The following is a 14,742-nucleotide window of genomic DNA, read 5'->3' on the forward strand; positions in this document are numbered from 1 at the left end:
CGCAAGCCGTCATGCAGATCAATTCATCCCTGCCCGAAGGCTCTTTTGCCCATGTTTTCCTGTTGGAATATGAAACACGGCTTGAAGCGGCAGCGCCGGGCGAAATCGACGTCCAGATCTTTATGTCCAATACCCTTGGCAAAGAAGAAGACGTGCTTCAGGGCCTTGGCTTTGGGACGCACCAAGCCTCTTTGTCGGCCTCGGCGGTCGCACAGATCAACACACGCACGTCGATTTTCGACCTGCCTTACCTGTTCGAGGACCGCGCAGCGGTACAGGCCTTCATCGACAGCCCTGCGGGTGAAATGTTGTCCGAAGGGTTCGATGGAACAGGAATGGTTCTTGCCGCCATGTGGGACAATGGCTTTCGCCAGATTACCAACAATGTCCGCCCCATAGTGACGCCAGCCGATCTTGAAGGACTGAAGATCCGCACGCCGACAAACCGTCAGCGTGTCGAGATGTTCAACACCCTGGGCGCCAACGCGACGCCACTTTCGTTTGGAGAGGTCTATTCGGCACTGGATCAGGGCACCATCGACGGACAGGAAAACCCTGCGAACGTGGTCGACACCGCCAAGCTCTTCGAAGTGCAGGGTTATATGTCGCTGTCAAACCACGTCTATCTGCCCACCTTCCTTGTGATCGGAGAGCCATTCCTTGCCTCGCTCGACGCAGATTTGCGTGACACGGTCATCTCTGTGGCAAAAGAAGTCGCACCATGGTCGTTCAGCTGGGGCGAGACGACAGATGCAGAGACGATCGCGGCACTCTCGGACAAGATCGCTGTGAACGAGATCGATTTCGCAGCCTTCCAAGCTGCTGCCGCGCCACTTTATGAAAGCCCGACCTTTGTCGATGTCATTGGTGCGGACATGATCGCCGAGACCAAAATCGCGCTCGGGATCGAGTGAACCGGATCGGGAGACCGCGCATGGACCGTATTGACGCCTTGGTATCGACCTTGGATCGCTGGCTGGGCGCTCTGCTTGATGTCATGGTCATTTCACTTGCCGGTCTCCTTCTGGTTTTGTTGAACTGGGCGGTCTTCGCCCGCTTCGTCCTCAACGACAGCGTGTCATGGGGCGAGGAACTGCCCGCGCATCTTTTGGCAATGCTGACCTTTATCGGCGCAGCCTATCTGACCCGAACGAACGAACATCTAGGATTTGATGCCGTGTTGCGCGTCATGCCTGCGGGAATGATGCGGGTGGTCACGGCGTTGAACCTGATACTGATGGGTCTCTTCGGGGCAATGCTGGCGTGGTACGGTGGCATTGCGGCAGCCAGTTTCGGGGCGCGATCCTTGATATCCATTGATGCGCCGATGGCCTTGTTCCGCGGCGCCATGCCCTTTGGTGGCGCGCTGATCGCCTTGTTTTGCGCGGTGCGCTTTGTCGGCATCGTGACCGGCCGCATCGATCCTTTGGACCTTTTGCCTGAAAGTGACGCGTGATGTTTCTTGATCCGGGGTGGATGATCCTGATCCTGCTTGTGGTCCTGCTGATTGCAGGTCTGCCAATCGGCTTTGTGCTGGGGATCACTGCGGCGACCATGATCATCATTGATCCTGCGGTCGTGCCGCAAATTATCGGATTGATCCCCTTTGGTGGCGCCAACAACTATCTTTTGGTGGCCGCACTCTTGTTCATGATTGCAGGCGAAATCATGAACCAAGGCAAAATCGCTGAAAAGCTGATTGCCTTTGCCTCTTCGCTCGTTGGCCATATCCGGGGCGGATTGGCGCATGTCAACATCCTGACATCGCTGTTCTTTTCCGAAATCTCGGGCACGGCGACATCCGATGCGGCCGCTATTGGTTCGGTCATGATTCCGCAGATGAAAAAACGCGGCTATCCGGTTGCCTTTGCCGCCGCCGTGACATCGACCTCGGCGACAATGGCGATTATCGTGCCGCCCAGCCTGAACCTGATCCTTTATGCCTATGTCGCAAATGCCTCGATCGCAGAGCTTTTCGCCGCAGGGATCGTGCCGGGATTTCTGGTCTGTGCGCTTTTGATGGGAACGGCCTATATCATCTCTGTCAAGCGTGGCTATCCGACCGAGGGCGCGTTTTCCTTCGCCCGTGTCATCGAAACAGGCAAGGATGCCGCCATTCCGCTGACACTGCCAATCCTTGTATTGGCGGGTATTCTGGGCGGGGTCTTCACCGCCACCGAGGCAGGTGCCATTGCCGCCTTCTGGTCCATTGTGCTGGCGATGTTCGTCTACCGGACCGTGCGTCTGGGGACTTTGGTTGATACGCTGCGCATCGCGGGCAAGCGTTCGGCGATGTTGATGTTCATCGTCGCAACCTCGACTTTGCTGGGATGGTATCTGACCAACCAGCGGATCCCACAAGAGATCGCGCAGGCTATTCTTGCGGTATCGGACAACTACTGGGTGGTTTTGCTGGTCATCAATGTCTTCTTCTTGCTGGCCGGCACGATCATTCACGGCACGCCGGCGATCCTGATGCTGGTGCCGATCTTCCTTCCTCTGGCGGACCAGCTCGGGATTGATCGTGTGCATTTCGGCCTGATCCTGACGATCAACCTCGGGATCGGCCAGCAGACCCCGCCTGTTGCCTCTGTGGTCCTGATCACCTGTGCCATCGCAAAGATTTCGATCGCAAAGATCATTCCCTCCATGCTGATGTTCATCGGTGCGATGCTGGTCGCCTTGCTACTGGTCAATGTCTTTCCGGCCCTTTCGCTCTGGCTGCCGTCGGTCATACTTTGATGCGGTTGTTGATCATCAATCCCAATACCTCCAAAGGCGTGACGGACCGGATCAGGGAGGCCGCCAATGCAGCGGCCCAACCCGGAGACTGCTTCACAACAGTTCGGCCGACCTTTGGGCCAGAGCTGATCGTGACACCGGATGACGCAGACCACGCCAGCCGCGCTGTCCTGGAAACTGTCAAAGCCTACGATGCGCCCTGTGATGGCATTGTACTTGCCTCTTTCGGCAATACCGGCGCCGAGGAAGTCCGCGCCTTGCGCCCGGACATCCCTGTGATCGGCATCGCCACCGCCGCCTTTTCCATCGTCGCAGCACTTGGCGGACCCTTTGGCATCGTGACCTTCGGCCAAAGCCTTGTCACAGGATTGCAGACAAAAGCCGAAGAGGCAGGACTTGGCGCAAAGCTGATCGGGACGGCGGCGGTCAGGACAGATGATTTTGGCGATCCCGGGACCGTCCAGAACCGCTTTTCAGAGGAACTTCGCCAATTGTGCGAAGACCTGCATCGGCGCGGCGCAACCTGTGTTGTCATGGGCGGCGGTCCATTGGCAGGCGTTGCCGCAAAGATCGGACCGCACTGCCCCGTGCCTCTGATTGACGGCACCCAAGGTGCGATCACTATTCTGCGTACCGCGGCCATGTCTCGGCTGGGAGGACGGCCCACATTCTAAGGGGTTTGCCAGCGCATCGAACGGATGGCCCAGCGCGCGCTCCGGCTTTCGGGCGGCAAAAACTTGCGATCTGCGCGTGTCAGAGCGGCGACCACGCCGGATGCCGCACCCTCATGAGCGAAACCAGCTTAGGATGAACGGGATTGACACCACCAGCGCCAGTATCCGCGCAAAATGATGAATGGCGACATAGGCCGGATCATAGCCCAGTGCCAGACCGATCGCGGCCATCGCCTCGACCCCGCCGGGGGCAAAGGCAATCCAGATTTGGGCAAGCGGCAATCCGGTCAGGATATGTGTCAGCCCCGCAAAGCAAAGCGATACCGCAACCGCCGAGGTGACAAGCAAGAGCCCCGCTTTGGACATGCGCAAAAGCTGTGATCCGGTCACGGCGGTCAATCGCGCGCCAAGCGCGGCACCGGTTATGACAAAGCTGGCGTTGACGACCCATGTTGGCGCAGGGCCATGTGCCAGACCTGCGACATGGGCCGCGGCGCTGACGATCATCCCGAACAACAGACAGGCCGCCGGAATTCCCGCGCGCGCGCCCCAAAGCCCAAGGGCAAGCGCCACACCCACCAAGATCGCAAGGGGGGCGAGGTCCATCGGCGTGGCAGGTGCGAAACCGCTGTCCGCGTCAATCAGCATCGCCACCGGAGGGACAATGGTCACAAGAACCAGCAAGCGGATCATCTGCAGGATCAGGATTGTTGTCGCATCACCCCGCCCCTCGAGCGCAAGCGCGATGGCATTCGACATTGTGCCGGGGCTGGTCGCAAGGATGGCGGTGTTGCGGTCCATCCCGAACACCCGCTGCAACAGCACCGTCCCCACGAAAAGCGTTGTTGCAAGGCAGGCCAGCAACATGGCAAGGCTCACCGACCATGCCCCGATCTGGTTCAGGGCTTCGGCCTCGACCCCTGCCCCCAAGGAAATGCCGATCACGGCAAAGGCAAGGTCGCGCAGTCGCGGGTGCAAAGCCAAGGGCAGACGCAAGGTGGCGGCCAAGGCTACGGCAAAGGTCGATCCGATCAGTGCCGCCGCTGGCAAACCCAGCCCAAGCGCCAAAACGCCGCCGCCCCCGCCAATGGCGAGGGCGGCAAGATGCGGAGTAACAGTGTTAGGCCGCAGCCGCACGGCGCGCTCTGCGTGACAGCCAGATCGGCGCGAAGACCACTAGAAAAGCTAGGATATAAAGCACGATACTTGTAAGATCCTCCGTCAGGATGGCCCAGTCACCACCCGAGATCGACAGCGCACGGCGCAGGTTGTTTTCGAACAGCGACCCCAGGACAAAGCCAAGGATAACAGGGGCCAGCGAGAAATCCAGCTTGCGCAGGAACCAGCCGAATACGCCCAAGGCTGTAATCAAGAACAGATCATGCGGGTTACCGACAATCGTGTAAATCCCGATAAAGGCAAGGATCGCGATCAGCGGCGTCAGATAATGTTGCGGGATCGTCAGCAACCGCGCAAAAAGCCCTACGAGCGGCAGGTTGATCACCAAAAGTGCGACATTGCCAATATACATCGAGGCCACCAGACCCCAAGCAATCTCGGGCTTTTGCGTGAACAAAAGCGGGCCGGGCTGTACGTTGAACATTAACAGCGCCCCCAACAGGATCGCTGTCGTACCCGACCCGGGAATACCCAGCGTCAGCATAGGCACCATGGCGCCGCCTGCCGCTGCGTTGTTGGCCGATTCCGGTGCGGCAAGGCCGCGAATGTCACCGGTACCAAAGGTCTTTGACCCCTCTGGCCCCGCCAGACGCTTTTCCGTGCCATAGGCGACAGCCGAGGCAACCGATGCGCCGGTCCCCGGCAAGACACCGATGACAAACCCGATCAGGGATGATCGCAGGATCGTCCAGCGCAGCTTGACGATATCAGCAACCTTCACAAAGGTCTTGTCCACGGGCAGGGATTTCAGGTTTCCTTTGACCTGCTGCTCTACAAGGTGCAGCAATTCCGCCATCCCGAAAAGACCCACAACCACGATCAGGAAATCAATCCCTGCAAGCAGGTCGGGAATGCCGAATGTATAGCGTGCGACGCCGGTGTTGGCGTCGATCCCGATTGTGGCCAGCATCAGCCCGATCAGTGCGCCCAAGAGGGTCTTGACCGTGCTCTTGCCCACAAGCGAGGCCAATGATGCAAAGGCAAAAACCATCAAGGCAACATAGTTCGCCGGTGAAAACCCGACCGCGACAGAAGCCAGCAGCGGGCCAAAAAGCGTCATCAGCACAACGGCAATCGTACCCCCGATAAAGCTCGCTACCGCAGAGGTGGACAGGGCGCGCCCTGCTTCTCCGCGCAGGGCCATCGGATGACCGTCAAGGGTGGTCATCACCGCACTGGCGTCACCGGGAACGTTGAGCAGGATCGACGAAATGCGCCCGCCGTATTCCGCCCCATAGTAGATCCCCGCCAGCAGGATCAGCGCGCTTTCAGGCGGGAATTTCAGGCTATAGGCAATGGGCAGCAGGATCGCCACACCATTGATCGGTCCAAGCCCCGGCAACGCGCCGATGAGCGTGCCCAGAAAACACCCCACCAAGACCAGCATGAGGTTGAACGGGTCCAGTGCGACGGAGAAACCCGTGGCAAGGCCAGAGAGGATAACATCCATTATTCAGAACCCCCTTGAAGGATTTGCAGCGCAGCCTCGACGATTTCGCCATCAGGCAGGTTCAGGCCCATCAGCGTGACACACAGCAGATAGCCGAACACGCCCATCCCGATACCAAAGGCCAAGGCTCCCGAACGGGGGGCGCCCAGCGTCAGGGCCACAATCGTGCCAAACAGAATGGTCGAGATGATGAACCCCAGCGGTTCGTAAAGTTCGGCATAGGCGAACAACAGAGCCACCATGAGAGCCAGCCTGAACCATGTGTATTTCGCTACCGCAAAGGGTTCATCGTCCGGCCGCCAGAGAATATAAAGAATGCAGGGCACAGCAGCCCCCGCAAGGATGCGCGGCCAGCTTTCCGGTCCAAGAGGATCGTATTGGAATGGCGCCTGGATAATGGTCCACGCGATATAGGCATAGGCCAGTGTGACGATAAGCAGAAAGCCCGCGAAAAGACGGTCAGCCATGAATTGCCCCCCCTTGCAATAAATGTCAAAGGGCCGCCGCCTGTACGGCGACGGCCTTGTCAGTTGGGTCAGATCAGTTGATCAGACCTGCTTCTGTTGCGATTGTGCGCAGAAGCGCCATGTTTTCGTTGATTGCAGCGGTCAGATCGTCCCCGGCAATGTTCAAAGGCAAAAGCCCTTTCTCAGTCTGCACTGCCGCGAATTCAGGCGTTGCATAAGCAGCCTCGAATGCATCCACCCAGGCATTATAGTCTTCGTCCGACACGCTGCCGCCCATGTAGAAGCCGCGCATGATCGTCCATTCAACGTCGAAACCCTGTTCCGCTGCGGTCGGGATATCGGCAAAGATACCATCCAGCCGCTCGGCAGACATGGAGGCCAGAACGCGCATCGTGCCGGCTTCTAGGTGCGGGGTCATTTCGCCCATGTCACCTGTATAGACACCAATGGAACCGCCCAGCAGGGCTGCGATAGCATCGCCGCCGCCGTCAAACGCCACATAGCGCATTGCACGCGGATCACCGCCCGCGCCGCGCAGCAGAAGTGCGGCCTTCATCCAGTCCTGCGAACCCACAGAGCCGCCTGCACCGACCACAACGGACGCCGGGTCAGCGGCAAATTCGGCCATCAGCTCGCCAAGGTTCTGGTAGGGGCTGTCAGCGCGCACGATCACCGCACCAAAGTCGGCACCGGCGGTGGCAAGCCAACGCACATCGTTCTCGTCAAACTCTCCATATTTGCCGGTCGCGATATTCAAGAGCGAGCCGGTCGAGAATGCGACGATAGCGCTGCCGTCATCTGTCCGTGTCGTGTTGAAAAGGCTGTAAGCCACAGCACCGATACCACCGGGCATAAAGCTGACTTCCATCGCGGTGCCCAACTGGGGCTCCAGTCCGGTCTGCGCAATCCGGCATGTCAGGTCGAAACCGCCACCGGGGTTTGCGGGTGCGATACACTCTGGTCTTGTGATTTCGGCAAATGTTGGCATAGCCAGCGTAGCGGCGAAGGCGAATGCGCCGCAGAAACGGGTAAATATCATTTGGGTCTCCTCCCTTTTGAGACAAGCGGGTTTTTCCCGCCATAGCGCGACCCTAGGGCAGCAGGCTGACAACTTCCTGAGCCATTTCTGTTTTAAGGCTGACTCCAGACTGACCTGACACTGACAGCCTTGTAAAACAGCTATCCGAAACAAAAGTTGCCACATAGGATGCCGCCATGCGCATCCTGCTGATCGAAGATAATGAAGAACTGGCCGAAACGATCGTTGATCGCCTGCGGGCGGAAGGGCATTCTGTTGATCGCGAAGGCGACGGCAACGAAGCCAACGAGCTTTTGCGCCATACCCGCTTTGATATCATCCTGCTGGACGTCAATCTGCCCGGCAAGAACGGCTATGACATCTTGCGCTCGTTGCGTGCCCGTGGCGATCTGACGCCGGTGCTGATCCTGACGGCCCGCTCGCAGATCGACGACCGTGTGGTCGGGCTGGATGCGGGGGCAGATGATTACCTTGTAAAGCCGTTCGATTTTCGCGAATTGCTGGCACGCTGTCGCGTGTTGGCCCGCCGGCGCTCCGGCACGGCCAGCAACGTCTTTGTTGCCGGCGCGCTCTCGTTTGACCGTGCGGCCAAACGTGCCATCGTGACCGGCAAAGACATTGATCTGCGCGCGCGCGAGGTCCAGTTGCTTGAAATCCTGATCGACAACCTTGGCCGGATGCTGACCAAGGAAGAGGTCGCCGACAAGCTTTACAGTTTCGACGAAAGCCCCAGTCTGAATGCGGTCGAACAGATCGTGACGCGGCTGCGGCGCAAATTGCAAGAGACGCCCCTTGTGATCAAAACCGCCCGCGGGCTTGGATATATGGCCTATGTCGCCGATGAAGAGTGAGACGCGCAGCTATTCGCTTCAACGCCGCCTTTTGTCGATGATGGCCTTTGGCTTCGCTGTCCTTTTGCTGATCATTTCGTTTTTGCTTTGGAACTATGCGCGCGGCGCCGCCAACCGGACATATGACCTTTTGCTGGCTGGGGCGGCGCTGTCGGTCTTGGAACGTGTATCCCCGGGGGCGAATGGACCATCGGTCGATCTGCCCTCATCAGCAATGGAAATTCTTGCTCTCGCACCTGACGACCGGGTCGTCTACCGGGTCTTCTCGCCAGATACGGGGGTGATTACGGGGACGAGCGATCTGCCTTTTCCCGCCGATATCCCTTTGCAGGCGACGCCTGTCTTTTTCGACGCCGCTTATGGTGATCCCTTCCGCTTTGTGGTGCAGGGGCGGCAGATGAATTCGCCTCAGGGGCGGCTTTGGGTCGTGGTGCAGATCGGGCAGACCCTTGATGCGCGACGCGCGCAGCAAATGTCCTTTTTCCTGAACGGCATGACCGGCTTGGCGGGTATCTCGCTGATCGGCCTTGGTTTTGTCTGGCTTGCGATCAGGCGGGCCCTGTCGCCGCTGCGCCGGATCGAGGCTGATTTGCGCGCCCGCGCGCCCGGCGACCTCACGCCTTTCGAAGGGGCCCCCCCGCGCGAGATCAGCGGGCTTCTGGAGGCGATCAACAGTTTTATCGCCCGACTGGACCGAAACCTGCGACTGACCGAGGGGTTCATCGCCGATGTGGCGCACCAGACCCGCACATCGCTCTCTGCCCTTCAGGGCCACCTGTCTTTGGCCGCGGACTCCAGTGACCTTGCAAAGATGCAAGGGCGTCTGACCCGCGCCGAGCGGCAGGCCGAACGCACCGTGCGCTTGACCAACCAGCTATTGGCCAATGCGATGGTCATCCACAGGTCCGATCGGGCGACCTTGAAACCTGTGGCACTCAAACCCGTCGTCCGCGATACGCTTGCGGAAATGCTGCGCGATAGCCGGATGCGCAAGATCGTGGTGACCTTTGATGCGGATCATGTCGCAGATGGTGAAGACATGCTGATTGCCGACGCCTTGTCTGTCCGCGAGGCTTTGCGCAATCTGATCGACAATGCGGTGCGGCACGGGCCACCCGACAACAAGATCGACATCGCACTCGACGTCGAAGACGACGCGCTGGTCCTGAAGGTCGAGGACGCAGGCCCGGGCATTGCCGAAGCCGACCGCGCCCGCGCGACCGAACGGTTTTCATCCATCAAACAGGACACGGCCGGATCGGGGCTTGGGCTTGCCATCGTGCAGGCGGTGGCGGACGGGCACGGGGCCAAAATGCGGCTTGCGACCTCGCGCAATGGTGGTCTTGCGGTGACGATCGCCTTTCCAAGGCTGGTCCGCAGAACGGTGGCGCCTCTGGTCTGGGTCGCCGCTTTGTTACTCGGGCTGTCCGGGACAGGGACCGCCGATGCCCAGACCATAACCGTTTTCAGCGCGACCGACACACCCGCGATGGCCCCCGTGATTGCAGAATTCGAGGCGCTCAATCCCAGCATAAAGATCGTCTACGAAGAGTATCAAACGGTCTCGCTTCATGAGGCGATGCTCGCTGGCGCGACACCTGACGTGGTGATCAGTTCGGCGATGGACCTACAGGTTGACCTTGTGAACCGCGGGATCGCCCGCCGCCTCGACATCGCTGAATCCGCGGATCTGCCTGACTGGGCCACGTGGCGCTCTGAACTCTTCGGTTTCACCTTCGAACCCGCGGTGATCGTCTATAATCGCGCCGCTTTCGACACGGGCCGCCTGCCAAAGGAACATCGCGAACTGGCCAACTTTATTCGCGACAACGAAACGGTGCTGAGCCAACGTATAGGAATCTACGACCTGCGCGGTTCCGGCATCGGGTATCTTTTTGCAACGCAGGACGCGGTACAGGGCTTGCAGGCACAACGCACAACCGAGGTCCTGGGAAGAACAGGCGTCAGGACGTTCTGCTGCACGTCCGAAATGATCGCGGCGACCGCGGCAGGTGAGATTTCGATCGCAATCAATGTCATCGGCTCTTATGCGATGTCACTTGCAGCGCAAGACCCGCGATTGGGCGTGCATTTTCTGTCCGATTACAATCTGGTCATGGCGCGCAGCGCATTTGTTCCCAAAGCGGCAGAACACGCCGCGGCCGCAGAGCGTTTCGTCAGGTTCTTGTTGTCAGAAGAGGGCCAAAGGGCAATCGCAACGCGGTCGCAACTGATACCGATCCGATCTGTCGATGACGTGGACACATGGACCCTTTCGCAATTGCGCGCGCAGGCGGGCAGTTTCCTTCCCATCCGGTTTGGACCCGGGCTGTTGACATATCTTGATGCGCTCAAGAAGGAAAACTTTCTGGAAGGATGGGAAGCCTCGGTACGGCCCCCGCGATGACGGGTGCGCAGGTGGCGGCATCCAAGCAGAGGCCGTCGGGCACAGCATTGCCAAAATGCATGCACTTGGGAAATCGCGTCCGGACCGCGCTGCGCCCTCTGTGCGGGACAGACCGTTTCTTATTGTCATGATTGGAGTTGCGTCAGCCGCAGCAGGCGTGGTCCACTCCAGAATGCAATCATGGGCGTGTCGTCTAGAATCAAGTCATCGTCTTGCAAGATCAAGTGTTTTTGGTTGCCTGACCCAACGTGCAAAGAGTTCCAACAATGAGTTCGCGTAATGCCGATCAATCTTGATGCCCTGTTTCGCCCGCTTTCCGTCGCCTTTGTAGGGGGGAGCAACCTTGACCCTGCCTTGCGCTATCACCGTGATCTTGGCTTTGCCGGAGATACCTGGGTCGTGAACCCCAAGTACAAAGAGATCCAGGGCTATACCTGCTTCCCCACGATCGACGACCTGCCACATGCGCCCGATCTGGCCTTTGTTGCGATACGGCGCGAAGCGGCGATCGAAACAATCGCGGCGTTGCGGGACAAGGGCTGCAAAGCCGTGGTCTGCAATGCAGCTGGTTTTGCAGAGACCGGCGAGATCGGAGGGGATTTGCAAGCCCGATTGGTTGCCGCCGCCGGTGACATGATCATGCTGGGACCAAACGCGATTGGCGTTGTCAACTTTGCCGATCCGGTGGCCGTCATGATGGATCATTTCGGCGTTCACACCGCCGCACGTGGTGTCGCCATCTGTTCCCAAGGCGGTGGCTTTTTGTGCGATGCTGTCTTTAGCGACCGAGGACTGGCGATCACCCATATGGTCGGTGGCGGCAATCAGGCCGTGACGGGTCTGGAGCTGTGCCTGGACTATCTGCTTGATGACCCGCGGGTGACTGCGGTCGGTCTGTCCTTCGAGGCTTTGCGCGATATTGCCAGCCTGCGCCGCGCTGCCGCAAAAGCGCTCAGGCTGGGCAAACCCATCGTCGCCATCAAATTCGGCAAAAGCGAGGTTGGTGCAATGGCCGCCGCCTCGCATACGGCTTCGATGACCGGCGCGGGTGCAGCGTGGGAAGCGCTTTTTGACCGCCTCGGGATCGTTTCCACAAACTCTGAATCAGAGTTTTTCGAAACGCTGAAGCTGTTTGACTCCGGGCAAATTCCCAAAGGCCGCAGGGTCATGGTCACCGCTGTCTCGGGGGTCATGGGCGTCATGCTGGCCGATCACCTGAGCGCAGCCGGATTTGAACTGCCCCAGCCTACCGGCCCGCGATACGACCGGCTGCGCGCGGTGCTGCCTGCGATCGCCACACCCTGCAATCCGCAGGATGTGACCATGGCCGCATGGAATGATCTGGATCAGCAAACCGCGATCTATTCCGCCCTTCTGGACGAAGGGTATGACGTCGCCATGATGATCCAGAACTACCCCCGCGAAGGCATGTGGGACGTGGCCGAATACGAGGCGCAGGTGGCTGCCTTGGGTGCGGCCTGCGCAGGCCGGGATGTGGCAGCGCTACAGCTTGCGCCGATGGTTGACTGTTTTCCCGGCCATGCCCGCGACCATACCCAAAGCCTTGGACTGGCCGCGATGCAGGGGCTGGAGGAATGCATCAAGGCTTTGTCCCATGCTGTCTGGTGGCAGGAACGGCGCGCACAACTGATCGCCGAAGGCCTTGATGCGCTGGCCGATGTACCCCACGCGCTTCCTGTCGCGGGCATCCCTCAGGACGAGGCCAGAGCCAAGGCGCTGATCTCTCAAGCCGGTATTTCTGTGCCCCGGTCCGGCGTGGTGAAGCCGGCACAGGCAGCAGAGGCCGCGCAGGCGATTGGTTTTCCGGTTGCCATCAAGGCGCTGGATGCGCGGCTCTTGCACAAGACCGAAGTCGGCGCCGTACGGATCGGCTTGGCATCACCTGCCGCAGTCGATGAGGCGATCGTGCAAATGCGCGCAGACATGGCACGCCTTGCACCGCATATCCCTTTGAACATGGTCCTCGTCGAAGCCATGGCGACCGATGTGGTGGCCGAGGTCATGGCCTCTGTCGCCTACGATCCGTCTGTCGGCCCCGTGATGATGATTGCAGGCGGTGGTATCGAGGCCGAACTGTGGAACGACAGCATCTTGCTGGCCGCCCCTTTCCCCCGCGCTGAAATCGCCCGTGCCCTTGACCGTCTGAAGGTCAATGAACGCCTGAAGGGTTGGCGTGGACGCCCGGCCGGTGACCGCGAGGCGCTGCTGACCATGCTGGAAAAACTGGCGCAGTTCGCCTTGACGACCGGTGCCGAAGATATTGAAGTGAACCCGATCCTTGTGGGCCAGTCGGGGGCACTGGCTGTGGATGCGGTGCTGAGGCTGGGCGCTGCGGACCAGAAAGAAAGCGTCGCCTGACGCGGGGGCCAAAGCCCAAGACCAACGGCGCCAACAGCGCCTCGTCCGAGAACGGAGACAACATGACAGATGCGGTCAAAATACAGCGGCAAGGCCGCGTTCTGGAGATCACACTGGACCGGCCCAAGGCCAATGCCATCGATGCCGCCACCAGCAAGGCGCTTGGGGCTGCCTTTCAAAGTCTGCAAGATGACGACAGTCTGTCGGTCGGGATCGTGACCGGTGCGGGCGCGCGCTTTTTCTCTGCCGGTTGGGACCTCAAGGCCGCAGCCGAAGGCGAAGCGCCCGATGCGGATCAAGGGATTGGCGGCTTTGCCGGGCTGACCGAGTATTGGGCCCTGAAAAAGCCGGTCATTGCTGCGGTGAACGGCATGGCGCTGGGAGGCGGGTTTGAACTGGCACTCGCCGCGGACATGATCGTCGCCGCAGATCACGCGGAATTCGCTCTGCCCGAGGCAACGATTGGCCTGATCGCCGATGCAGGCGGCGTGATCCGCCTGCCCCGCCGCCTGCCCCGCGCTATTGCGATGGAGATGTTGATGACAGGACGGCGTGCGTCCGCGCAAGAACTGGCACAATGGGGGTTGGTCAATCAGGTCGTGCCCGCTGCTGGTTTGTTGGAGGCTGCACATGCGCTGGCACAGAAGGTTGCCGCCTCTGCCCCCTTGTCGCTGCAAGCCATCAAGGAAATCGACAGCGCGACCGAGGGCCAGAACACGCAAGACGCCTACCAGAAGATGCGCGCGGCCGATCTGCCGATCTATCAATCAGTCTACCAAAGCGAGGACGCCGCCGAAGGCATGGCAGCCCTTTCTGAAAAACGCCCGCCGGACTGGAAAGGACGCTAGAATGCTGATCACCGAGACCTTCTTGTATGACTGGACAGGTGACATCCCCACCCCGCTGCAACTGGTTGACAATACCGTCAAACCGGAATGGGTGGACGAATACCAGCATCTGAACATGGCCCATTATCTGACGATCTGTGATCAGGCAAACTGGGCTTTCTGGAACTGGATCAATGCCCCCGAGCAAACAATCGCGGCGCGCGCAGGCCATGAATACGTGATCGTTGAAAACCACGTGACATATTCCGGCGAACTGACAGAGGGTGCAGCCTTCACAATCCAGACGCAGCTGACAGATTTCGACAGCAAACGCCTTATTTTGTTCCATCGGGTTCTGGACGGCGACGGCAATCTGTCAGCCACCAACGAAGTCAAATGTCTTGGCTTCAACCTTGAAACGCGACGGCCTGAAAACTGGCGGCCTCGCGTGAGCGGGCGGCTGGAACAGATCCATGGCGCGCATGCCCGACTGGGCATGCCAGAGCAGTCAGGCCAAGGTATCGCGCTGAAGAAGAAATAGCCGTTGAGACCTCAAAGGCCGTCAATTCTTGCCAGACTGATGGAAAGATGTGGGAAGACCTTGATGGACTTGACGGAGAGCGTGATCGGGATGGCGATCTACAGTGGCGCCCGTATCGGCTTGGCAGCCGGACTTTTGACACTCCTGACAGACCGCATAATGACCGGGTCCGGTATGACCGGCAGC

Annotated in this window: 13 protein-coding genes; 9 read left to right on the forward strand and 4 right to left on the reverse strand. The window is 59.6% G+C overall.

Going from position 1 to position 14,742, the window contains the following annotated elements:
* From NWQ23_RS08790 to NWQ23_RS08805, 4 genes are all read left to right on the forward strand, one after another.
* The coding region (locus NWQ23_RS08790) for a TRAP transporter substrate-binding protein (RefSeq protein WP_306165911.1) at positions 1 to 914 on the forward strand (914 nt) is incomplete at its 5' end.
* Positions 915 to 934: 20 nt separating this feature from the next.
* Entirely contained in the window at positions 935 to 1,456 is a 522-nt protein-coding gene (locus tag NWQ23_RS08795) for a TRAP transporter small permease (RefSeq protein WP_306165912.1), read from the forward strand.
* Positions 1,456 to 2,742, forward strand: coding sequence for a TRAP transporter large permease (locus NWQ23_RS08800; RefSeq protein WP_306165913.1), 1,287 nt, complete (start codon positions 1,456 to 1,458; stop codon positions 2,740 to 2,742). Before NWQ23_RS08795 ends, NWQ23_RS08800 begins: the two co-directional genes overlap by 1 nt.
* A complete protein-coding gene (locus tag NWQ23_RS08805; RefSeq protein ID WP_306165914.1) occupies positions 2,742 to 3,416 on the forward strand; it encodes an aspartate/glutamate racemase family protein in 675 nt (224 codons plus the stop codon). The genes NWQ23_RS08800 and NWQ23_RS08805 overlap by 1 nt, the downstream gene beginning before the upstream one ends.
* A gap of 111 nt (positions 3,417 to 3,527) precedes the next feature.
* On the opposite strand, the gene NWQ23_RS08810 is transcribed toward NWQ23_RS08805, so the two are convergent.
* From NWQ23_RS08810 to NWQ23_RS08825, 4 genes are all read right to left on the reverse strand, one after another.
* On the reverse strand, positions 3,528 to 4,553 hold the full coding sequence (locus NWQ23_RS08810) for an AbrB family transcriptional regulator (protein WP_306165915.1): 1,026 nt from the start codon (positions 4,551 to 4,553) through the stop codon (positions 3,528 to 3,530).
* Positions 4,537 to 6,045, reverse strand: a complete 1,509-nt coding sequence (locus NWQ23_RS08815; RefSeq protein ID WP_306165916.1) for a tripartite tricarboxylate transporter permease — start codon at positions 6,043 to 6,045, stop codon at positions 4,537 to 4,539. The genes NWQ23_RS08810 and NWQ23_RS08815 overlap by 17 nt, the downstream gene beginning before the upstream one ends.
* Entirely contained in the window at positions 6,045 to 6,512 is a 468-nt protein-coding gene (locus NWQ23_RS08820) for a tripartite tricarboxylate transporter TctB family protein (RefSeq protein ID WP_306165917.1), read from the reverse strand. Before NWQ23_RS08820 ends, NWQ23_RS08815 begins: the two co-directional genes overlap by 1 nt.
* Positions 6,513 to 6,585: 73 nt before the next feature.
* Positions 6,586 to 7,551: a tripartite tricarboxylate transporter substrate binding protein gene (locus NWQ23_RS08825; protein ID WP_306165918.1), complete on the reverse strand. Its 966-nt coding sequence runs from the start codon at positions 7,549 to 7,551 to the stop codon at positions 6,586 to 6,588.
* Positions 7,552 to 7,727: 176 nt separating this feature from the next.
* Here NWQ23_RS08825 and NWQ23_RS08830 point away from each other — a divergent pair, with 176 nt between their 5' ends.
* The 5 genes from NWQ23_RS08830 (at position 7,728) to NWQ23_RS08850 (ending at position 14,556) form a co-directional block, all read left to right on the forward strand.
* Positions 7,728 to 8,402, forward strand: coding sequence for a response regulator transcription factor (locus tag NWQ23_RS08830; protein WP_306165919.1), 675 nt, complete (start codon positions 7,728 to 7,730; stop codon positions 8,400 to 8,402).
* Positions 8,392 to 10,809: an extracellular solute-binding protein gene (locus NWQ23_RS08835; protein WP_306165920.1), complete on the forward strand. Its 2,418-nt coding sequence runs from the start codon at positions 8,392 to 8,394 to the stop codon at positions 10,807 to 10,809. Before NWQ23_RS08830 ends, NWQ23_RS08835 begins: the two co-directional genes overlap by 11 nt.
* Positions 10,810 to 11,088: 279 nt before the next feature.
* Positions 11,089 to 13,188, forward strand: a complete 2,100-nt coding sequence (locus tag NWQ23_RS08840) for an acetate--CoA ligase family protein (RefSeq protein WP_306165921.1) — start codon at positions 11,089 to 11,091, stop codon at positions 13,186 to 13,188.
* A gap of 62 nt (positions 13,189 to 13,250) precedes the next feature.
* Complete coding sequence (locus tag NWQ23_RS08845; protein WP_306165922.1) at positions 13,251 to 14,036, forward strand: enoyl-CoA hydratase-related protein; 786 nt, start codon at positions 13,251 to 13,253, stop codon at positions 14,034 to 14,036.
* A gap of 1 nt (position 14,037) precedes the next feature.
* Positions 14,038 to 14,556, forward strand: a complete 519-nt coding sequence (locus tag NWQ23_RS08850; protein WP_306165923.1) for a thioesterase family protein — start codon at positions 14,038 to 14,040, stop codon at positions 14,554 to 14,556.
* Positions 14,557 to 14,742 lie beyond the last annotated feature (186 nt).

Source organism: Yoonia sp. (assembly GCF_030731595.1).
GTDB lineage: Bacteria > Pseudomonadota > Alphaproteobacteria > Rhodobacterales > Rhodobacteraceae > Yoonia.

Bases quoted from the DNA above. Each gene is read 5' to 3' on its own strand.
- NWQ23_RS08795 (WP_306165912.1), top strand. From the start codon at position 935: ATGGACCGTATTGACGCCTTGGTATCGACCTTGGATCGCTGGCTGGGC.
- NWQ23_RS08800 (WP_306165913.1), top strand. From the start codon at position 1,456: ATGTTTCTTGATCCGGGGTGGATGATCCTGATCCTGCTTGTGGTCCTG.
- NWQ23_RS08805 (WP_306165914.1), top strand. From the start codon at position 2,742: ATGCGGTTGTTGATCATCAATCCCAATACCTCCAAAGGCGTGACGGAC.
- NWQ23_RS08815 (WP_306165916.1), bottom strand. From the start codon at position 6,045: ATGGATGTTATCCTCTCTGGCCTTGCCACGGGTTTCTCCGTCGCACTG.
- NWQ23_RS08820 (WP_306165917.1), bottom strand. From the start codon at position 6,512: ATGGCTGACCGTCTTTTCGCGGGCTTTCTGCTTATCGTCACACTGGCC.
- NWQ23_RS08825 (WP_306165918.1), bottom strand. From the start codon at position 7,551: ATGATATTTACCCGTTTCTGCGGCGCATTCGCCTTCGCCGCTACGCTG.
- NWQ23_RS08830 (WP_306165919.1), top strand. From the start codon at position 7,728: ATGCGCATCCTGCTGATCGAAGATAATGAAGAACTGGCCGAAACGATC.
- NWQ23_RS08835 (WP_306165920.1), top strand. From the start codon at position 8,392: ATGAAGAGTGAGACGCGCAGCTATTCGCTTCAACGCCGCCTTTTGTCG.
- NWQ23_RS08840 (WP_306165921.1), top strand. From the start codon at position 11,089: ATGCCGATCAATCTTGATGCCCTGTTTCGCCCGCTTTCCGTCGCCTTT.
- NWQ23_RS08845 (WP_306165922.1), top strand. From the start codon at position 13,251: ATGACAGATGCGGTCAAAATACAGCGGCAAGGCCGCGTTCTGGAGATC.
- NWQ23_RS08850 (WP_306165923.1), top strand. From the start codon at position 14,038: ATGCTGATCACCGAGACCTTCTTGTATGACTGGACAGGTGACATCCCC.